Annotated in this window: 17 protein-coding genes; 2 read left to right on the forward strand and 15 right to left on the reverse strand. The window is 62.4% G+C overall.

The annotated features are described in order from the left end of the window. Positions 1-36: 36 nt before the first annotated feature. Positions 37-1,227 carry an acyl-CoA dehydrogenase family protein gene (locus ACBG85_RS24675; RefSeq protein WP_007729528.1) on the reverse strand — a complete coding sequence of 397 codons (1,191 nt, stop codon included), beginning with the start codon at positions 1,225-1,227 and terminating at the stop codon, positions 37-39. 310 nt (positions 1,228-1,537) lie between these two features. Here ACBG85_RS24675 and ACBG85_RS24680 point away from each other — a divergent pair, with 310 nt between their 5' ends. Beyond that, positions 1,538-2,758, forward strand: coding sequence for an acetyl-CoA C-acetyltransferase (locus ACBG85_RS24680; RefSeq protein ID WP_211920934.1), 1,221 nt, complete (start codon positions 1,538-1,540; stop codon positions 2,756-2,758). 5 nt (positions 2,759-2,763) lie between these two features. Here ACBG85_RS24680 and ACBG85_RS24685 read toward each other — a convergent pair whose 3' ends face one another. The 5 genes from ACBG85_RS24685 to ACBG85_RS24705 all read right to left on the reverse strand — a co-directional run bounded on the left by ACBG85_RS24685 (position 2,764) and on the right by ACBG85_RS24705 (position 8,466). After that, positions 2,764-3,960 (reverse strand): CaiB/BaiF CoA-transferase family protein, encoded by a 1,197-nt coding sequence (locus ACBG85_RS24685; RefSeq protein ID WP_007729534.1) that lies wholly within the window; start codon positions 3,958-3,960, stop codon positions 2,764-2,766. Between the two features lie 72 nt (positions 3,961-4,032). Continuing rightward, positions 4,033-4,773, reverse strand: coding sequence for a 3-oxoacyl-ACP reductase FabG (gene fabG / locus ACBG85_RS24690; protein WP_003940214.1), 741 nt, complete (start codon positions 4,771-4,773; stop codon positions 4,033-4,035). Between the two features lie 42 nt (positions 4,774-4,815). Next, complete coding sequence (locus ACBG85_RS24695; protein WP_007729538.1) at positions 4,816-5,982, reverse strand: acyl-CoA dehydrogenase family protein; 1,167 nt, start codon at positions 5,980-5,982, stop codon at positions 4,816-4,818. A 120-nt stretch (positions 5,983-6,102) separates the two neighbouring features. Continuing rightward, on the reverse strand, positions 6,103-7,623 hold the full coding sequence (locus ACBG85_RS24700; protein WP_063315749.1) for an acyl-CoA synthetase: 1,521 nt from the start codon (positions 7,621-7,623) through the stop codon (positions 6,103-6,105). A gap of 45 nt (positions 7,624-7,668) precedes the next feature. Continuing rightward, on the reverse strand, positions 7,669-8,466 hold the full coding sequence (locus ACBG85_RS24705) for an enoyl-CoA hydratase (protein ID WP_003939812.1): 798 nt from the start codon (positions 8,464-8,466) through the stop codon (positions 7,669-7,671). 109 nt (positions 8,467-8,575) lie between these two features. On the opposite strand from ACBG85_RS24705, the gene ACBG85_RS24710 reads away from it, so the two are divergent. Then, on the forward strand, positions 8,576-10,006 hold the full coding sequence (locus ACBG85_RS24710) for a coniferyl aldehyde dehydrogenase (RefSeq protein ID WP_063315748.1): 1,431 nt from the start codon (positions 8,576-8,578) through the stop codon (positions 10,004-10,006). Positions 10,007-10,042: 36 nt separating this feature from the next. Here the strand turns inward: ACBG85_RS24710 and ACBG85_RS24715 are convergent, their stop codons facing one another. From ACBG85_RS24715 to ACBG85_RS24755, 9 genes are all read right to left on the reverse strand, one after another. Continuing rightward, positions 10,043-11,965: an SEC-C domain-containing protein gene (locus ACBG85_RS24715; protein ID WP_372025218.1), complete on the reverse strand. Its 1,923-nt coding sequence runs from the start codon at positions 11,963-11,965 to the stop codon at positions 10,043-10,045. Positions 11,966-12,000: 35 nt separating this feature from the next. Then, positions 12,001-13,893, reverse strand: a complete 1,893-nt coding sequence (locus tag ACBG85_RS24720) for an SEC-C metal-binding domain-containing protein (RefSeq protein ID WP_372025220.1) — start codon at positions 13,891-13,893, stop codon at positions 12,001-12,003. Between the two features lie 18 nt (positions 13,894-13,911). Then, positions 13,912-14,589 carry a GAP family protein gene (locus tag ACBG85_RS24725; protein ID WP_058037630.1) on the reverse strand — a complete coding sequence of 226 codons (678 nt, stop codon included), beginning with the start codon at positions 14,587-14,589 and terminating at the stop codon, positions 13,912-13,914. Positions 14,590-14,638: 49 nt separating this feature from the next. Further along, positions 14,639-16,201, reverse strand: a complete 1,563-nt coding sequence (locus ACBG85_RS24730; protein WP_082661362.1) for an acetolactate synthase large subunit — start codon at positions 16,199-16,201, stop codon at positions 14,639-14,641. 141 nt (positions 16,202-16,342) lie between these two features. Continuing rightward, the gene (locus ACBG85_RS24735) at positions 16,343-17,917 is read right to left on the reverse strand and encodes a polyamine aminopropyltransferase (RefSeq protein WP_064074246.1); all 1,575 of its coding nucleotides are present in this window, start codon (positions 17,915-17,917) and stop codon (positions 16,343-16,345) included. Beyond that, positions 17,917-18,420, reverse strand: coding sequence for a DUF350 domain-containing protein (locus tag ACBG85_RS24740; protein WP_042448576.1), 504 nt, complete (start codon positions 18,418-18,420; stop codon positions 17,917-17,919). The genes ACBG85_RS24735 and ACBG85_RS24740 overlap by 1 nt, the downstream gene beginning before the upstream one ends. Then, positions 18,417-18,833: a DUF4247 domain-containing protein gene (locus ACBG85_RS24745; RefSeq protein ID WP_037128670.1), complete on the reverse strand. Its 417-nt coding sequence runs from the start codon at positions 18,831-18,833 to the stop codon at positions 18,417-18,419. Before ACBG85_RS24745 ends, ACBG85_RS24740 begins: the two co-directional genes overlap by 4 nt. Beyond that, positions 18,821-19,321: a DUF2617 family protein gene (locus ACBG85_RS24750; RefSeq protein WP_372025223.1), complete on the reverse strand. Its 501-nt coding sequence runs from the start codon at positions 19,319-19,321 to the stop codon at positions 18,821-18,823. The genes ACBG85_RS24745 and ACBG85_RS24750 overlap by 13 nt, the downstream gene beginning before the upstream one ends. Next, positions 19,318-19,950 (reverse strand): DUF4178 domain-containing protein, encoded by a 633-nt coding sequence (locus ACBG85_RS24755; protein WP_042448586.1) that lies wholly within the window; start codon positions 19,948-19,950, stop codon positions 19,318-19,320. The genes ACBG85_RS24750 and ACBG85_RS24755 overlap by 4 nt, the downstream gene beginning before the upstream one ends. Positions 19,951-20,094 lie beyond the last annotated feature (144 nt).

Consider the following 20,094-nt stretch of genomic DNA (forward strand, 5'->3'; position numbering starts at 1 on the left):
GCGGCACCGCGCATATTCGCGGTGCCGCTTCTCGGCTCAGTTGTACGTGCGAAGCAGGCCCTTGCTGATGATCTGCTTCTGGATGTCGCTGGTGCCTTCACCGATCAGAAGGAACGGCGCCTCACGCATCAACCGCTCGATCTCGTATTCCTTGGAATAGCCGTATCCGCCGTGGATACGGAAGCTGTCCTGGGTGACCTCCGAGCAGAATTCACTCGCCAGATACTTCGCCATACCCGCGGCGACATCGTTGCGCTCACCCGAGTCCTTGAGCCTGGCAGCGTTGACCATCATCAGATGTGCCGCTTCGACTTTGGTGCCCATCTCGGCGATCCGGAACGCGATGGCCTGATGCTCGGCGATCGGCTTGCCGAAAGTCTCGCGTTGCTTGGCGTAGGTGACAGCCAGTTCGAAAGCGCGCTGGGCAATTCCGCAGGCACGCGCGGCGACGTTGACCCGGCCGACCTCGACGCCGTCCATCATGTGCCGAAATCCCGAGCCAGGGGTGCCACCGAGAACCTCCTCGGCTCCGATCTCGAAACCGTCGAAGATCATCTCCGTGGTGTCGATTCCCTTGTACCCCATCTTCTCGAGCTTGCCCGGAATGGTCAGGCCCGGGAGTACCTCGCCGAAACCTGCGGGTTTCTCGATCAATATCGTCGTCAGATTGTTGTGCGGCTTCTCCGCGCCCTCGTCCGTCTTGACCAGGACTGCCACCAAGGTCGAGGAACCCCCGTTGGTCAGCCACATCTTCTGGCCGGTGATCACGTAATCGCCGGAGTCCGTCCGCTTCGCCTTGGTCGATATGGCAGCAACATCGGAACCGAGGGCAGGCTCCGACATGGAAAATGCACCGGTGAGTTCCCCGGAAGCCAAACGCGGCAGGTACTTCGCCTTCTGTTCCGGCGTCCCGTGCGCCGAAATCATGTGAGCCACGATGAAATGCGTGTTGATGACACCGGACACGCTCATCCATCCACGGGCCAATTCTTCGACGCACAGCGCGTAGGTGAGCAATGATTCGCCGATACCCCCGTACTCGGGGTCGATGGTCAGTCCGAACAGACCCATGTCCTTCATCTGCTTGACGATGTCGGTCGGGTACGTATCCGAGTGTTCGAGTTCCTGCGCCGCGGGGATGACCACACGATCGACGAACTCGCGTACCGCCCCGACGATATCGGTCTGAGTTTCGGTCAATCCCGCCGTCTGCGCCAAACGAGTCACTGTTCCACCTGTCAGTCGGTACTTCGTGCCCTCCCGGTCGACGAAATTGATTCGACTCCAGGAACTTTCATCCCGCCGCGACGTGTGTGCGGCAGAGACGCTGTATCCATTCAATCCCCGAACGGTATATGTGTCAAAGTCGATTTCGCATACGAACCGTATGGCGGAAACTATGTCCGAACAGGTCGTTCCTGCTGTTGACAACCGCGCCACGCGTGCTGGATATTCGAGTGGCCAGGTCGCGACGGGCCCTTCGATCGGCCCGTTCACGCGACGCATTCCCCACCTCTCCTCGAGACAGGCGCATTCCATGCACGACGCAGTCATCTGTGAACCCGTTCGCACCCCGGTGGGCGGATTCGGCGGAGTCTTCAAGGACGTTCCCGTCACCACACTCGCCGGCACTGTTGTGCGTGGCCTCGTCGAACGAACCGGCATTGCGTCCACCGATGTCGACGACGTCATCTTCGGTCAGGGGTACGCCAACGGAGAGGCCGCGGCCATCGGGCGAATCGCGGCACTCGACGCCGGTCTCGACGTGTCCGTTCCCGGAATACAACTCGATCGCCGTTGCGGTTCGGGATTGCAGGCGATCATCTACGCCGCGATGCAGGTACAGACCGGGATGAGTGATCTGGTCATCGCCGGCGGCGCGGAGAGCATGAGCGGAACCGAGTTCTACTCCACCGACATGCGTTGGGGCACAAAGCGCCCTTCCGTCGAGTTCCACGACCGATTGGCCAAACCGCGCACGAACTCCGGCGGAGTCAACTTTCCGGTGGAAGGCGGCATGATCGAGACCGCTGAGAACTTGCGCCGGGAGTACTCGATCACCCGCGACGAGCAGGACCGATACGCGGTGCGATCGCACGAACGGGCCGTTCACGCCCAAGACAGTGGGTACTTCGACGACGAGACCATTCCCGTTTCGGTGCCCGGACGCCGTGGTGAGCAGACGGTGGTCACTCGCGACGAGCATCCGCGCCGAGGGATTCAGTTGGCCGATCTCGCTGCACTGCGCCCCATTCGAGGTCGCGTCGATCCCGAAGCCACTGTCACCGCCGGTAATGCGTGCGGCCAGAACGACGCCGGCGCAGCCGCCATCGTCACTACTGCTGCCAACGCCGAACGGCTGGGCCTGCGACCGTTCGCGAAACTGGTCAGCTGGGGTGTGGCCGGTGTGGAGCCGAACCGGATGGGCATCGGCCCGGTTCCTGCCGTGGCGAAAGCACTCTCCCGGGTCGACCTGTCACTCGACCGCATCGACCTCATCGAAGTCAACGAGGCCTTCGCGGCCCAGGTTCTCGCGTGCGCCAAGGCCTGGGGATTGAGCGCCCAGGACATCGAGGAACGGTTCAACGTCAACGGTTCCGGCATCTCGCTCGGACATCCTGTCGGCGCTACCGGTGGGCGGATCCTTGCAAATCTGCTGCGCGAACTCGACCGGCGCCAGGGACGGTACGGGATCGAGACCATGTGCATCGGCGGCGGACAAGGGATTGCCGCGGTGTTCGAGAACCTTCGACGCTAGAAGCGTTAACCGATCGATCCGTCGCGGCGAAGTTCCGCGATCCGGTCGCCCGTAAGTCCCAACTCGGCCAGCAGAGAATCCGTCTGCTGGCCGAGTGCTGGAACGTCACCCATGCGCATTTCGACATCCGAATACGTCATCGGAGGCAGCACGGCATCGATCGGACCGTTCTCGGTGCCCACGGACCGCCACCTGGCACGCTTCTCCAGCTGCGGATGTTCCAGCAGACCGGCCATGTCGTTGAGTGCCGCGGCCGGAACACCAGCGGCGGCCAGACGCTGATCCAGATCTGTCGTCGAGTACAGACGCGTCAGAGAGCCCACCAATTCGTCTACCTCGCCACGGTTTTCGACGCGCACGATGTTGGTGCGGTAACGCGGATGATCGACCAGATCCTCTCGCTCGAACACGTCCACCATCAGCGCTCGCCATCCACGATCGTTCTGGACGCCGATCAGGATTTCGCCGTCGGCCGTGGGATACGAATCGTAGGGAACGATCGCGGCATGGCCGAGACCGACACGTGGAATCTGCTTGTCCGCATACATTTTCATGTACATCGGATGGCCCAGCCACTCGACGGTGGAATCGAACATCGAGACCTCGACGAGCGCTCCCTTGCCCGTTCGCTCTCTACGGAACAGGGCGCTCAGAATCGAAGTCAGCGCGTACATTCCTGCCGCGATGTCGGAGACCGGGATGCCGGTCTTGGTGGCCGTCTCCGGTGTGCCTGTCACGGAGATCATTCCGGTCTCGGCTTGGACCAACATGTCGTAGGCCTTGCGCTCGCGCCGCGGGCCGGCACTGCCGTAGCCGGACATGTCGATCACGATGAGCCGTGGGTATTTATCGCGCAGTTCCTCCGCGCCGAACCCCAGTCTCGCGGCTGCGTCGGGAGCCAGGTTCTGCAGGAACACATCGGCTCGCGCGACCAGATCGAGAAGGATCTGCCGGCCGGCTTCCGACTTCACATCGACGGCGATCGATTCCTTGGAACGGTTGAGCCACACGAAGTGTGATGCCTGACCGTGAACCGCCTGGTCGTAGTGACGCGCGAAGTCACCCTCGCCGACGCGTTCTATCTTGATCACCCGCGCACCCATGTCCGCGAGATGTCTGGTGGCGAGCGGTGCCGCCACCGCCTGTTCGAGTGCAACTACGGTGATTCCGTCGAGCGGAAGATCCGAGTTCGGCTGTCCCATGTCAGTAGTCACCCCAGAAGTTTTACACCCAGAATTCTCACACTCTGAATTCTTGCACTCGAACAGGACGGATCAGATGTGGCGGCCGCCGGTGATCTCGAGAACCGTGCCGGTCATGTAGCTCGAGAGGTCGCTCGCGAGGAACAGCACAACCGAAGCAACTTCCGAAGGCTCGGCTGCGCGCCCCATCGGAATCTCGGCAAGCTTCTCGTTCCAGATCCGTTCGGGCATCGCCTCGGTCATCGCCGTGCGGACCAGTCCGGGCTGAACGGCGTTGACGCGAACATTCTTGAACGCGACCTCTTTTGCCGCGGCCTTCGTCAGACCGACGATCCCGGCCTTCGCGGCCGAGTAGTTGGTCTGCCCGAGCATGCCCACCTTGCCGGAGATCGACGAGATGTTCACGATCGCGCCCGTCTCACGCTCGCGCATGCGGGCGGCGGCAGCGCGTGTTCCGTTCCAGGCGCCCTTGAGGTGAACTGCGATCACGTCGTCGAAGTCCTGCTCGGTCATCTTCCGCATCGTGGCGTCGCGCGTCATGCCGGCGTTGTTGACCATGACATCGACTGGACCGAAAGCGCTTTCGGCCAGATCGAGCATGGCCTCGACCTGTCCGGAGTCACGCACGTCGCAGGAAGCGAAACGGGCGACCGACTCTCCACCGAGTTCGGCGACCGCAGCCGTTCCCACGGTTTCGTTGATGTCGCCGAGAACGACGGTCGCGCCTTCCTTGATGAAGGTGCGCGCAATTTCGAGCCCGATGCCCTGGGCTCCACCGGTCACTACCGCAACCTTGCCGTCCAACAATCCCATGTCCACTCCGTTCGTGAGGTTAAAGCTCGTCTGGAAAATGTGTCAGCGCTGGTTTTGCTTTTTCGCTTGCGCCACGAGCCCACCACCGAGAATCAGACGCTGGATCTCGCTGGTTCCCTCGTACAGGCGCAACAGGCGAACTTCACGGTAGATGCGTTCGACCGGAACACCGCGCATGTACCCGTTGCCCCCGTGGATCTGCACGGCGAGATCTGCGACCTTGCCCACCATCTCGGTGCAGAAAAGCTTTGCCGCCGAAGGCCCGAGACGGCGATCCTCACCGCTGACGTACCGCGCGGCCACCTCGCGCACCATCGCGCGCCCTGCCATCACACCGGCTTGCTGGTCTGCCAACATCGCTTGAACCAGCTGGAAGTCGCCGATCGCGGTGCCGCCCTGTTCCGTGACCACGGAGAACGCGACAGATTCGTCGAGCGCTCGCTGTGCTGCTCCCACCGAGAGCGCCGCGATATGGACTCGTCCGCGCGCGAGAGACGTCATCGCTGCGCGGTATCCGGTGTCCTGGTCGCCACCGACGAGGGCCGACTCGGGAACCCGGACGTTGTCGAAGGTGACCTCGGAGGTCCAAGCACCTTCTTGACCCATCTTCTTGTCCTTGGGACCGACCGTGACACCTGGCGTGTCAGCCGGAACCAGGAACACTGCAATTCCCGGACCATCGGAATCCGCCGGGCGAGTGCGCGCGAACACCACGAACAGCTGCGCCAGTGGAGCATTGGTGATGAACCGCTTGTTGCCGTCGATCACCCAGTCGGATCCATCCAGCACTGCCTTGGTCCGAAGGCCGGCCGGGTTGGAGCCCGCGCCCGGTTCGGTGAGAGCAAAGGAAGCCACGACATCACCGGAGGCGATGCGCTCGAGCCACTGAGCCTTCTGCTCGTCGGTACCGAAGCCGACCAGCACCTGTCCGGCAATTCCGTTGTTGGTACCGAACATCGAACGCAGCGCCAGAGACGTGTAGCCGAATTCCATTGCCAGTTCGACGTCTTGGGTGAGGTCGAGTCCGAGCCCACCCCATTCCTGAGGGATCGCGTAACCGAAGAGCCCGATAGCTGCGGCCTTCTTGCGTATGTCCTCAGGAATGGCGTCGGTGTCGGCTATCTCCTGCTCACGCGGAACTACTTCCTTACGGATGAACTCCCGCGCAGTCGCCAAGATATCTGCGAAGTCATCTGCGTCGACCTGCATTCCCACCACTCACCTTGCTGTTTCCGAAGTCCATGCCGTCCCCCGAAGTCAATACCGTGAGGCAATCGGAGTCAAAGACCTGAAAACGAACCGAAGGTAAGGCAGAACCTATAGCAAGCTTCAGACGGTGCGCAGTTCCCGCTTCAGTAGCTTGCCGCTCTGGTTGCGCGGAAGCTCGGCCACGAAACGGACATGCTTGGGCACCTTGAACGGAGCGATTCGCTCCTTGACGTGGGCAATCAACGCCTCGGGCGTCAACTCGTCGTTGCCGTCCTTGAGCACGACGATCGCGGTGACGGCCTCGATCCACTTCTCGTCGGGCGTACCGATCACGGCAACTTCTGCCACGGCGGGGTGCGTGTAGACCGCATCTTCGACCTCGCGTGACGCCACCAGGATGCCGCCGGTGTTGATGACGTCCTTGATCCGGTCGACGACCGTGATGAACCCTTCTTCGTCCCGCACGACCAGATCGCCCGAATGGAACCAGCCGTCACGGAAGGCCTCGGCGGTGGCTTCCGGATTCTCCCAGTAGCCGTTGCACAGCTGCGGTGAGCGGTAGAGAACCTCGCCGGCCTCACCGTCGGCGACATCGTTTCCGTCGGCGTCGACGACGCGGGTTTCGACGAAGAACACCGCGCGACCACAGGAAGACGGGCGATCAGCATGCTCGCTGGGCTGGAGAACTGTTGCCAGTGGGCCGATTTCGGACTGGCCGAAGCAGTTGTAGAAACCGATGTCCGGGTAGCGCTCGCGCAGACGATTGAGCACGGTGACCGGCATGATCGAGGCGCCATACTGCGCCTTCTTCAGCGACGACAGATCGCGGGTCTCGAGGTCCGGATGGTTGGCCAGCGGCACCCACACGGTCGGCGCCAGGAACAGCGATCCGATCTTTTCGGCTTCGACACGGCGCAGGATTTCCGGGATGTCCGGCGCCTGCATCAGACTGACCGTCGCGCCGACGGACAGGTAGGGCAGCATGAAGACGTGCATGCCCGCGGAGTGGTACATCGGCATGCAGATCAGCGGGTTGTCGTTCTTGTCGAGGCCGAGCGCGATCACCGAGGACACGTACTCGTGAACCAGTGCACCGTGAGACATCATGGCGCCCTTGGGCTTCGAGGTGGTGCCCGAGGTGTACAGGAGTTGCGCCAGATCGGTCGACGTCGCACGCGGTTCGAAGACCGGCACCTCGCCTGCCTCACCGATCGTGACGACGGACAGTTCCGCGTCCCGCAGTGCGATCACGTGATCGAGATCGAGGTCGGAGCGTACCGAGTCGAGTGTCGGCGCCAATGCCGGATCCACCAACACCGCGCGGGCGCCTGACTGCGCCACGAGGTACCGGAGTTCCTCCCCCTTCAGTGCGTAATTGACGGGAACATGCACCAAACCTGCTCGTGCACAGGCAAGAAATCCGATTGCATAGGCGTCGGAGTTGGTTCCGTATGCCGCGACGCGGTCGCCGTGTTCGAGCCCCAGACCGAGCAAGTAGGCGGCGACCCGCGTCACCGCGTCGTCGAGTTCGCGGTAGGTGCGAGTGCGATCTTCGAAGACGACGGCTACACGGTCGGGGTACTTGGCTGCCGAGCGCCGAAGCACTCCGTCGACAGTGTTGGTGCGTGGATCCAGGCTCATGCGCCTCAGGTTATAGGACGTCCAACTAAACCGGAAGAGCGATCGTTACTTATTGCGCCATTCGGGCTTTCGCTTGTCTACAAAGGCCTGCATACCTTCCTGAGCGTCGCAGGTCACGGCGTTGGTTGCCATAGTTTCCGCCATCGCCTCGTACGCCTGCGCTTGTGGCAGATCGATCTGGCGATAGAACGCCTGCTTACCGATCTTCACCGTCAAGGGGCTGGCCGTCGTGATCTTGGCGGCCAGTTCGCGCACCTCTCGGTCCAGGTCTTCGGGCGCGACGACGAAGTTCACCAGACCCCAGTCCGCAGCGGTGTCGGCGTCGATCGTCTGCCCGGTGAGCAACATCTGCATCGAGCGCTTGCGCCCTACTGCCCTGCTCAGCGCCACCATGGGCGTCGAGCAGAACAGTCCGATCTTGACGCCCGGCGTGCCGAAGACAGCATTCGACGCAGCAACAACCAGATCACACGACGCGGCCAGTTGGCAGCCCGCCGCGATAGCCGGGCCCTGTACTGCGGCAATCACCGGCTGCGGAATCCGCTGTACGGTCTCCATCATCTCGGTACAGCCGTCGAAGATCGCCCGCTCGTCCTCGAGGGTTCTCCCGATCATCTCCGTCAGATCGTGTCCGGCGGAGAACACCGGGCCTTCGGCGCGCACGATCACGACCCGCACGCGCTCGTCTACAGACAATTCGACAAGGGCAGCCGTCACCTCACGCATGGTCTCCGCCGAGAGCGGATTGCGCCGCGCCGGCCGATCGAGCGTCAGGAAACCGAGTCCCACCGATTCCTCGACGGAAATCTTCACTGCAGTGTCTTCTACCTGTGTCTGCGACATGTGTTCTCTCTACCAATCGAATCCGTCCCGGTCAACGAGACGAAAAGGACATCCACTCGCACCGCGTCGATACGGTCCGGTCAATACTTCGCCACTACGAGGAGTGCCCATGAGCACCGATGCCGCCGTCACCACTGATCTCGAAGAGATTCTGCGCGCTCAGCAGGAAGCAACTCGAGCCGCTGGTCTTCCGTCCGCGCAGACACGACGCGAGCGCATTCAACGCGTCGTCGATCTCCTGGTGGCAAACCACAAGGATCTGACCGAGGCGATCAACGAAGACTTCGGCGGCCGAATCCCGGCCTACTCGGTGATGAATGACGTTCTCGGGTCGATGGTTTCACTCAAGCACGTTCGTGATTCGCTCGAAGAGTGGATGATTCGCTCACCGAGAGCTACCGGAGCGATGCAGGACCAGTTGGGTGCCACGGCGTACGTGTCGTACCAGCCGAAGGGTTCGATCGGCATCATCGGAACCTGGAATGCTCCCCTGTTCACTCTCCTGAGCCCGCTCGCCTGCGCCCTCGGAGCAGGAAATCGCGCCGTTCTCAAACCGTCGGAGATCGTGCCCAATACTGCGGCCGTCCTGGCCGAGGCGTCTCGTCGAACTCTCGACCCCGTGGAGGTCGCGGTGGTGACCGGCGGCCCGGAAGTCGCTGATCTGCTGACGTCGCTGCCTTTCGACCACCTCGTCTTCACCGGCAGCACGACCGTCGGAAAGCTGGTCATGGCCAATGCTGCGAAGAACCTGGTGCCGGTCACCCTCGAACTCGGCGGCAAGTCACCGAGCGTCTTGAGCCGCAGTGCCGATATCAGCTCTGCTGCTTCGCGTTTGGCTATCGCGAAGTCCACCAACGCCGGTCAACTCTGTGTCTCTCCCGATCTGATCTACGTTCCGCGCGAGAACACGGAAGCATTCATCGACGCGTTCACCGACCAGTTCACGGGACTGTTTCCCACGATCGCCGACAACAAAGACATGGTCTCGATAGTCAGCGATCGTCACCTCGCACGCATCGAGGGGTACATCGCGGACGCCGAAGAACGTGGGGCACGGATCATCACCGTTCCCGACGAAGAACTCTCCGCAGACACTCGTCGTCGCCCACTGCGAATCGTGGTCGACCCTCCGACCGACGCGCAGATCATGAAGGAGGAGATCTTCGGGCCGGCCGTCGTCGTCTTGCCGTACGACCAACTCGACAACGTCGTCGCCGACATCAATTCACGACCGAAACCGTTGGCGCTGTACTACTTCGGAACCGATCTGGACGAGAAGGAATCCGTACTCGAACGCACCGTCTCGGGCGGCGTCACCATCAACGACGCGATGTCTCACCCCGGGCTGAGCGACGCACCCTTCGGCGGCGTCGGGGCTTCGGGCATCGGGCACTACCACGGCCGTGAGGGTTTCCTGGAGTTCAGTCACGCGCGAACGGTATTCGAAGCAGCGCAGCATGACCCACGCGGTGAATGGGGAATGCTCCCGCCGTACGGTGAGGGTTTCGAGCAGATGATGTTGGCTCAGGTAACGCCCTAGGGCCTCCGGCCCCGTGCGCCTTTTTGGTAGTTCGCGCTACCGGAAAGGCGCACCGGCAAGGCCGCGACTGAGGAACTCCACCAGCTGACCCGGCTCGGTGTCCTCGGACTCGATCAGTTGGATCAACTCCTTCTTGTCTTCTACCGCAAGCGGTTCGATGCCACCGAACGTGCGCATCGTGGACCCGGCCGGAAGAACACGAGCACACACGAGTGTGCCTGGCTCGAGGTTCAGCGAGCCCCACTCGTCCGTGACCTTCACCAGATGCCCGTTGCGGACGTCGCTGAGGGTCACCAACTGTCCCGGCTCCGTCGAGGCGACCTTGTACACCGAGCGCGGAATCGACAACCACTGATCGGCCAGTTCGCGTTCGTCGGCAGGCAGCAGTTCTCCGCGGCGCTCGACAAAAGCCGCGAAGATACCCGCATCGAACAAGGCAGCGTCGACGGCCAAACCACCTTCGACGGCCAGCGTCAGTGCTTCTTCGCTGTTGAACTGCTCGGCACGGATGAGCGCAAGATCGAACACGGCGTCGAAGTACTCCGGCGTGCGCGAGAACAACTGAGCCTTGACGTAGAGCCAGCTGGCCCGGTCGTCGAACGTCACCTCGGACTTACCGAGATGGCAAACCTTGAACTTTCGACCGGAACCGCACCAGCACTTGTCATTTCGTCCGAGTTCGGGGTGCTCGGCCGGGGCGTAGCGCTGAAGAACCTCGTGCAGAACCTCGGACTCGCCACCCTCGATTCGGCCCAGCAAAGCCAGCGCGCGCGTCACATCGCTTCGATCGGCGGCCAGTAGCGCCAGATCGAAGATCGCGGGAGTCCAGTCGGGATCGAGATCGTGCGCTGATTCGTACGACGCCTCAGCGGCCAGGATCTTGCCGAGACGATCCGAAGCCTTGCCCGCCAGCCAGTGCGCTGCCGGCTTGACACGACGCGACCCTTTTTCGTCGAGAGCAGTTGCAACAGAATGCAATACGGAATCATGATCGTCGAGTTCGGACAACAGCTCCAACGCTGCCGCAGCCGCGGGCGGCTCGGCGAGGCCTGCGAAGGCCTGCGGATCCTCCTTGATCTGCTTGCGCGCCCAGTCCGAGACATCGTCGACGCCTTCAGCTTTCGCGGCCATGACCACATCGACGAAGGCGATCACCGACGCGGCTTCTTCGGGGTGCAGATTCTCGCGGACCTCGAGCATGCGAGCCCGGTTCGCCAGGTGGTACGCCTCGAAATCGAATCCGTCGACCGCAACGTAATCACCGTCGCGGACGTAACCTGCCGCCTCGAGCATTTCGCCCAGCGGTGCGGTCGGCTGACGGAACAGCGACGGCTCGTCGAGCATCAATTGCCAGACAATGGCATCGAGGGTGTCAGCACCGGTGTCTGCGAGGACCGTCCCCAGACTCTCGCCGAATCCGGGTGCGGGATCCAGTACCTCGGGGATGGTGCAGAGTGTCAGCTCACGGTCAGCGACGAACAATCCGATCAAGTCACCTACCGAGCACTCGGCAAGGGTGTCGGTGTCGAGCAGAAAGCCTTCGTCGTGTGGGAACTCCGGATCTTCGATCCCACGATCAGCCAAAAGATCGTCGTCGGTCCCGCGGTGCACGACGCTGATGCCGTGGATTTCGTCGTCGTCACGATCGAGGAAAACCCGCAGCATCATCAGATCGGGGTTCGCGTCGAGAACGCCGGACTTGATCTCCGCTTCGGTGAGGCGATGGGTCAACACTCGATGCTCGAACAACGTGTCGAGTGCGGCGTACCGCTCCTCACTCAAGTATCCGAGCAACGGGTCCTCGACGTACTCGACGAATTCGGTCATGTCCTCGGCTGTACCGTGCCCGGCGTCAGCCAACAGGGTGCCCCAGTCCGCCGCTGTCTGCGGGCCGTGCTCACGCAACAACTCCATCGCGGCTTCGGCGATCAAGTCATTGGCATCCATCGGTTCGTTCACCTATCCAACTTTAACGGGGTCGACTCGATACATCGTCACCGGTCATCGGTCGAGTGATCGGCGCCTCCACGCAACTCGCGCACCAGTTCTTCGGCCTCGAGATCTTCGGAAGCGAGAACCTCGAGCACCCTCGCAGCCTGCGATTCCATTGCCATGACCACAACACCCACCGCAAACGCTCCAGTGGGGGCCGTCAGGACCCGAGCACTGATCACATCACCTGGCTTGCCTTCGACCGAGTGAGCAACCGTGACGGTCTCCTTGGACCCACGATCGAGCAGCACGACGCCGGTGTCGGACGTTTCGATCACCTCGTACACCGACCTCCGGATTCCGAGCCACTGTGCGGCTGTCACAACTTCCGCCTCCGGAAGTAGTTCGCTGCGTCTGGCCAAGAATTCGGCAAAGATTCCACCCTCGAACAGAGCGACGTCCAGTGCCGATCCGTCGAAGATCGTGGCCGCGATCAGTTCGTCCTCGGAGAGATTTTCGTTTTCGAGATCGTCGAGCCCGGTCACGATGTCGACGAATTCGGAGGCAAACGCAAACAGGCATGCCTTCTTGTACAGCCACCGACCGTCCGCCTTGACGGATTCATCGGCCTTTCCGAGGTGGCAGACCTTGTACTTGCGGCCGGAACCGCACCAACACTTGTCGTTTCGCCCGAGTTCCGGGTGATCGGCTGGGACGAAGTCCTGCAGTACGGCGTAGAGATTCTCTTCGGTTCCGCCGTCGATCCGCCCGAGCAGTGACAGCGCCCGGGTCGCATCGCCGCGGTCCGACGCGAACTGAGCCAGCTCGAACAAGGCCGGACCCCAACCGGATTCGGCAAGGAGCGCTTTCTCGTAGTGCGCCTCCGCTTCGAGGACGCGCCCCAGCCGATCGACAGCCTTACCGGCGAGCCAATGAGCCGCCGCCCGCACCGACCGTGGCCCTCGCTCGGCCAGTTCGGAGGCAAGCGCTTCGAGGATTGCGTCGGTCACCGGGTCCTGATTCCGAAATCCGAGATCGAACACGGCCACTGCAGCACCCGGATCTGCCAGTGAGACAAAAGAGTCCGGAGCAGCGTTCACATGACGGTGGGCCCAGTCCGCGATATCGAAGTCGGCGATGACCGCGTCGGTGTATCCGCGGTCCGCCAGATCGACAAACGCAACGGCAGAGACTGCCTCGTCGTGGGTCAGGTCGTAGGTACTGGCCACCAAGGCTGTCCGAATCTGCAGGTCGTAGGCGTCGAAGTCGAATCCCCGCCGAGCCAGTAGCTCACGCTCGTGCTCGTAACCTGCCACCTCGAAGATCTCACCCAGCGGCGCAACAGGAACCGTGAAGAGTGACGGATCCTCGATCAGGAGTTGCCAGCACACAGAATCCAGGGCCTCGACTCCGTCCTCCTCGAAGAGTTCGCCGAGCGCCGGAGCAAGATCGGGTTCGTCCTCGATCTCGACCAGACGAAACGCAAGTGTTCCGTCTTCGACAGCCAAGCCGACGAGATCACCGTCGGCGCACTCGCCGAGGGTTCCGGCCGGAAGTACCACAACTCGTCGACTCCGGAAGGGAGCAGCTCCGCGTTCGGAGGCTGCTTCTTCCGCCAGGGCCACCCGGATCGCCCCGTCGTCGTCGCCGAATGCCAAGATCGGTTCCAGGTCGGGGCTCGCGTCAAGGATGTCCGACGCAATCTCGACTTCGCTGAGCCTGTGAGTGAACACGAGCCCTTCGAGGACCGTGTCGAGAGCGACGTACTTTCCGTTGGGCAGGTACCCGAGCATCGGTTCGGACAGGTACTCGAGTACATCGGCCAACTCGGTCGCAGTTCCGTACTCCTCGAGATGGGTCGCCCACTCTTCGAGACTCAGCGGGCCTTGCTCGCGCAGTACAGCCAAAGCAGCGGAGGCAATGGAACCGGCAGCGTCGTCGTCGAAATCAGTCACCCGCCAATGGTAGGCGACCTATTGCAGCCCACTGAGCCCCTCGCCCAGCACGGTCGCACCGAGGATCGTCAGGATGACCGTCATCATCACCGCGTTGTTGGCGGTCATCCATGCCTTCGCGGACGCGAGGATCTCGTCGGCACGCTTGCCGGAGAACACCTTCACCAGGATCGGCAACGCGATGCCGACGCTCGCGATGACCGTGAAGATCACCGCGGCAACAATCTGTTGGGCAACGACATTCGTGGCGACCGCGATAGTGGCCGCACCGGATACCGCCAGCGCTGCATTCTTGGGATTGACCGCCGCGGACAAGAACGCCAACCCGAACGCCTTCCGCGGAGTCAACCCGTCGACGCTCTTCATCCACTTCGGAACTGTCGGCTCACTCCCGTTTCGCGGACGCGCGCGCCACTGCTTGTATGCCAAGCCGAACAGGACAAGACCCAACACGATTCGTACGACGCTCGACCACACGGAAGTCTGCGACGACTGCGACTCCGCAAACGAATAGTCCGCGATCACGATGGTCACCGCGACGACTGCCGAGATTCCGAGGACCCACCCGAGTAGAAAAGATGCCGCCCCTCGATGTGCTCCAGCGGTGATCATGACGAGCACGATCACCGCCATGGGCATCGAGACGAAAAGCAGGCCGAGGGCAATCGGAAGAGACAGACCGATCGCAGCTAGCACCGAAAACCTCCAGTTGAATGCACGATCGACGATCGATTCGAGGTCGAAATCACGACGTCGGAGGCAGCATGACCTCGATGAGATGCGGGCCGGGTTCCGCCAGCGCTGCGGCAAACTGTTCGGCCAACTCCTCCGCTGTGTTCGCCCGCGACGCGGGCACTCCCAACCCCTCGGAGATCTTGACGTAGTCCATGTTCGGAGATGACAGATCCAGCATCGACTGTGCGACGACGCCGCCACCTTCTGCGCCGACTCGTTGCAGTTCGCCACGCAGGATGGCGTATGCGCGATTGTTGAGCAGAATCGTCGTGACGTTCAACATCTCTCGCGCCTGCGTCCACAACGCCGTGATGGTGTACATCGCGCTTCCGTCGGCTTCGAGATTGATCACCGGTCGCTCCGGCGCTGCCACAGCGGCGCCCGTCGCCACCGGGATGCCCTGGCCGATGGCACCTCCGGTGAGCGTGAGCACGTCGTGGCGCGGCGCTCCGGCAAGGGCGATCGGGATCGCCCAACCGGAAGTCGCCGCCTCGTCGGAGATGATGGCGTCGCCTGGCAGCAGGGCGCCGATCACGTCGGCCCAATTTCGAACGTCCAGAGGCCCGCTCGGCAGCGCCGGCCGATTCGCTTCCTGCAAAACAGGTTCGACTCCCGGTGCCACGAGTTCGGCCACTGCTTCCAGTGCACCGGCAACATCGTCGCCGACGCTTGCCAGCGTTGTCACCGCAGCACCCTCCGGTGCCAGATCGCTCGGTTTTCCGGGATACGCAAAGAACGAGACCGGCGAAACCGCTCCGGCCAGAACCAGCTGAGTTGTTCCGCGAAGTTGTTCGGTGGCGTGCTCGGCGAAGTATCCCAAGCGCTCGAATGACGGTAGCCCCGCACCTCGTTGAAGCCTGGCTGGAAAAGTCTCGATCAGAATCTGTGCACCGGTCGCGACCGCAATTCGGGAAGCGGCGCGCAGCCCAGCTTCGGAACAGGCTGCGCCGCCCAGCAGTAGCGTGGCGCGACCCTCGGCATTGAGCGCGCCTACCACCGAGTCGATCTGTTTTGCAGAAACTTCCGCCCGCGGCGGTATGTCCCGAGGACCCGCAAGAACTCCACCTTCGCCCCACGAGACGTCGGCAGGGAGGACAAGTGTGGCAATGCGTCCGGGCGGATTCATCGAGGCGGCAACGGCGTCGGCCGCGTCGCTACCGACGGTCGCGGTGGATTCGGAACGTCGACTCCACCCCTCCAACCATTCGGTCAGCGCATCGATGTTCGATTCGAGAGGAGCGTCGAAACCGTGGTGGTAGGTCGCGTGGTCCCCGACGATGTTCACGATCGGTGTGTGGGCGCGGCGCGCGTTGTGAAGGTTCGCCAGTCCGTTCGCCATACCGGGGCCCAGATGGAGCAGCGTCGCGGCAGGCTTTCCGGCGATCCGTGCGTAGCCGTCCGCGGCACCGGTCACGGCGCCCTCGAACAAGCCGAGTACCGCCCGCATCTGCGGAACGGAATCGAGTGCGGCGACAAAATGCATCTCGGACGTTCCTGGATTGCCGAAGCACACCTCGACGCCCGAGTCGACCAGGCTTTGGATGAGCGACTGTGCACCGTTCATTTCGATCACCTCTTCTTCATGAAAAGCTGCGAATGCTTCCTGCGCTTCATCGTGAGCAACCGAACTCCCGGTGCGTGCTCCTCGATCCGAACAGTCATCCGTACCTCCGTCGTGGCCGAGAGTCTCGATTCAAGCTACTCGGTCGGGAGTTCAGCGTTCGTAGCCCTTGCGCATATCGTCGACGATGCGTGGCCGGTCGAGCGTCGAGGGTTCCAACTCCCGCCTCGGGCGATCGCGAGGAAACACCGAGGCCGACGCCAGCGTCGGCTCGTCGAGGAACCGTAGTTCCGGCACATCAGCGGGCAGACGAAGCTCGGGCGGCGTGGAACCTCTTTGCGCGAGCACATATCCCCAGTCACCGAAGCTCGGCACGAAAACGTGATAGGGCGAGACGCTCAGTCCGACAGCCGATACCGTCGACACCGTTCTCCAGTACGCATCCGGTGTCGAGTACGGGCTGCCGGACTGGACGACCATCAGCCCGCCCGGATTCATCGCGGCAGCGGCAAGTCCGTAGAACTCCATCGAATACAAGCGGCCAAGTGCGGGGGTGTCAGGATCCGGGAGGTCGACGATCACCGCATCGAAACCCGGTTCCGGACGCTCTCGCAGCCACCGAAACGCGTCGTCGAGTACGACGTCCACCCGTGGATCCTCGAGCGCTCCCTCGTTCAGATCACGAAGACGCGTGTTGGCCAACTCGATGACTGCCGGATCGAGTTCCACTTGAACGATCTGCTCGACGCTGTTCATTCGCAGCACTTCCCGTGCAGCGAGGCCGTCACCGCCGCCCAGAATCAGCACGCGCCGGGGGTCGTTCACCAGGGCCGGATACACCAGCGACTCCGTGTACCGATGCTCGTCGACACTGGAGAACTGCAGGTCTCCGTCGAGGAACAGGCGCACGTCGTTCCCCCGCTCGGTGACGACGATTTCCTGGTACACCGATCGCTCGGCGGCCACCACGGGATCGGTGTAGAGCCGCTGCCTCGACGTGGTCTCGATGTCCGATGCTGCGATCAGCAACCATCCGATCAAACTTGCTGCCAACAGCATTGCGACGACGGCGATCGATCGTGCGCGCAGGCTGAGCTGCCACCGAAGGAGTATCAGCGCGACCACTGCCGCAGCCACGAGATTGATCATGCCGGTGAGTGCGGCACCGCGAATCATTCCCGCCCACGGCAACAGTACGAACGGCCACAGCAGACCACCGATCAATGCGCCGAGGTAGTCGGCGGCATTGAGGTTGGCCAGTACCTTTCCGGTGCTCTGTGCGTCGTTGTCGCTGCGACCGGACTGCAAGAGCGTCATCAGCAGAGGCACTTCGGCACCGACGAGGATGCCGATCAGCGCGGTCGCCGCCACCAGAACTGCTGCGCTGGAACCGAAGAACGTGAAGGTCACGTACAGCGTGACGGCACTGAATCCGCCGATCAGCCCGAGCAGTATCTCGACCGTCACGAACGAAACGGCAGCGTGTCCCAGCAGAGGTTTGGCGGCCAGCGCTCCGATACCCAGAGCCGCAACAAATCCCGCGACGATCAACGACGTCTGGGTGATGCCGCCGCCGGTCAGACTCACGCTGAGTGTCAACAGGGCCAGCTCGTAGATCAGGCCACACGCAGCGCACGCCGCAACAGCCGCAAGGAGAAGGACGCGTGCGCGCGGGCCGAGCATCGTCGAACGCTCGTCAACTGTCACATCGGGATCAGCGGCAACCATCAGGTGAGCGCTGCGGCGTTCACCAAACCGATGGACAGCAAGCTCACACCCACAGCCCACGCGGCGCCACACATCTTCGGATCCTGCACCAGCGCAACCAACTTGCCGGGAAGGAATGCGTTCATCAATCGCAGCGCGATCGCTTGCAACACGATCGCGAACAGTCCGTAGACCGCGGAGTCGGCGAGTCCCTGAGCAAAGCCGTCCGAACTGGTCAGGATTGCCGTCACCACGATGATCGCCAGCGCAAGATGATTGGAGGCCAACAGAATCGCAGCGTTCGGGTTCTTGTCGACGTAAACCTGGTGGCGGAGATTTCCGGGTGTCATGAGGTCGAGGACCAGGAATCCCGTCGCCAGAACCGCTGCACCGACGACGAAGTAGGCGAGGGTGCCGAGAACGCCCCCGACGAGCAATGCCGGATCCACCGTTCCGATCTCGACGGAAGTGGATGCAAAGATGTTCGTCACGCCGTTCTCCTTCTCATTGAGCATTACCGTCATTTGGCACTACCCGAGCCGCCGCTGCCACTGCTTCCACCCGCCGGGGATCCCGGGTTGAAGCCCGGTCCCAGGTACGCGTATCCGCCGCTGCGATACGTGCCGTCGATGTCCTCTACCTTGATGGTGCTGCCACCGCCCGAAGCCGAACTGACAGTGACGATGTCGTCGTCGTAGCGCAGGTATTCGTTGCCGCCGTCAGCACTTCGCGCCGCTGGTTCGTCCGCGTCGACAATCCGTGAGACGGTCGTGCCCACTGGATCTTTCGACGAGTACAACACGACGTCGCCATCCTGGGACGTCTTGGAATAGTTGTCCGCGATGAAGTCTTTGGCTCCACCACCGCACGCCGACAAGACAATTGCGGCCGCCAGCATCACCGGAGCCAACCACGTCCGCCCCCTCACGGCTGCCACCTGCTGCGTGTCTTCACGATCACTCCTGTCCCCTCCCCCGGGTACAAATGCCAACTCTGCCAACTCCACCCCTGGCGGTCTCGCACGCCATACAAAGCGGTCAAAGCCGTGTCGTCACCGGGAAAGGATCCGCAGATCCAACCGTCGTGGCCGGCGGACTCTTTCAACGACGCAGCTTCCGAGTCGAATTCGACCCGATCCATCACCAGTGAGGAAGACTCGAACCGGTAGTTTTGCGTGGACTCCACTGCGGGCAGTGGTTCACCGCCGACTGCAAGAGCATCGCACGAAACCTGTTCGGTCAGTTTCTTTCCCGACACCCAGGCCGTCACCACGTGCGAAGCCCCCAGCACTCCGAGGGTCAGCGTCGCGTCGGAAGTTCCGATCACCAACTCGGCGAGGGTCGGTGGCGCAGGAGCTCCCAGTACCAACCCCAGTGCCGAGGCATCCACGTCGGTCGGCTCCACGTCGAGTAGATACAGGCTCATTCCGGGGGGCCCGAGTGGATGACAGTGAGTTCGCTGCGAGTGACCGCCCGTCCCGTGGAAACCTCCCACGACTGTCCGCGCGCCCACTTCTCGAACGCAATCAGGCCGGTCTTGTCTGCGGTCGCATAGTCCGCGTATTCCATCGAGCCGGAAGGGGCCGTACCCGTCGTACCCTCGGCCGTGAACTTCGCCGTTCCACTTTCGATCTTGCGGTGAACCTTGTCGTCGAGAATGACGTCGCCGTTCGGGACCAGGTTGGTTCCTTCTCGACGCATCCAGAGAGTCATCTCCAATTCGCCCTCGTCGTCCTCGACCGTCAACCAACGACGACCGGTCGAACCGTCGAGAAGGTGCTCACGCCAGATGTACCCCTCTTCGTCGAGCGTGATGGTCCCTCGAACAACATGGTCGATACCCGCGTACGTGATGATGTCGCCGACCCCGATCTTGTGGGGGTCGTACACCTCGGGATAGTCGGCGAGCGGGTCGACGCGAGCACTCGGCTTACCCTGGCGTCCACGCAGGACCACAAACACGACGGCAGCGATCACTACGAGTATCAGGACAACTATCAGCACGTTGGTCAACGGTTTCTCCGAAATCGTCTCGGCAGGGTTGCCGCGGGCCATACCCTACCGATCCGTTCTCAGCCTTTTCGGATGAGACTGCCGGCAATCCGGCCTGTCGCCGACCGGACAGGTCTCCAGCGCCGCGGGCAGATCGAAAGACTGCCCCGGCGCACCTTTGCGTTTACGCTCAGCCCGAGGAACTCC

Source organism: Rhodococcus sp. NyZ502 (assembly GCF_041464245.1).
In the GTDB taxonomy this organism is placed as follows: Bacteria; Actinomycetota; Actinomycetes; order Mycobacteriales; family Mycobacteriaceae; genus Rhodococcus_F; species Rhodococcus_F qingshengii.

Bases quoted from the DNA above. Each gene is read 5' to 3' on its own strand.
- ACBG85_RS24680 (WP_211920934.1), top strand. From the start codon at position 1,538: ATGCACGACGCAGTCATCTGTGAACCCGTTCGCACCCCGGTGGGCGGA.
- ACBG85_RS24685 (WP_007729534.1), bottom strand. From the start codon at position 3,960: ATGGGACAGCCGAACTCGGATCTTCCGCTCGACGGAATCACCGTAGTT.
- fabG (WP_003940214.1), bottom strand. From the start codon at position 4,773: ATGGGATTGTTGGACGGCAAGGTTGCGGTAGTGACCGGTGGAGCCCAG.
- ACBG85_RS24695 (WP_007729538.1), bottom strand. From the start codon at position 5,982: ATGCAGGTCGACGCAGATGACTTCGCAGATATCTTGGCGACTGCGCGG.
- ACBG85_RS24700 (WP_063315749.1), bottom strand. From the start codon at position 7,623: ATGAGCCTGGATCCACGCACCAACACTGTCGACGGAGTGCTTCGGCGC.
- ACBG85_RS24705 (WP_003939812.1), bottom strand. From the start codon at position 8,466: ATGTCGCAGACACAGGTAGAAGACACTGCAGTGAAGATTTCCGTCGAG.
- ACBG85_RS24710 (WP_063315748.1), top strand. From the start codon at position 8,576: ATGAGCACCGATGCCGCCGTCACCACTGATCTCGAAGAGATTCTGCGC.
- ACBG85_RS24735 (WP_064074246.1), bottom strand. From the start codon at position 17,917: ATGGTTGCCGCTGATCCCGATGTGACAGTTGACGAGCGTTCGACGATG.
- ACBG85_RS24740 (WP_042448576.1), bottom strand. From the start codon at position 18,420: ATGACGGTAATGCTCAATGAGAAGGAGAACGGCGTGACGAACATCTTT.
- ACBG85_RS24750 (WP_372025223.1), bottom strand. From the start codon at position 19,321: ATGAGCCTGTATCTACTCGACGTGGAGCCGACCGACGTGGATGCCTCG.
- ACBG85_RS24755 (WP_042448586.1), bottom strand. From the start codon at position 19,950: ATGGCCCGCGGCAACCCTGCCGAGACGATTTCGGAGAAACCGTTGACC.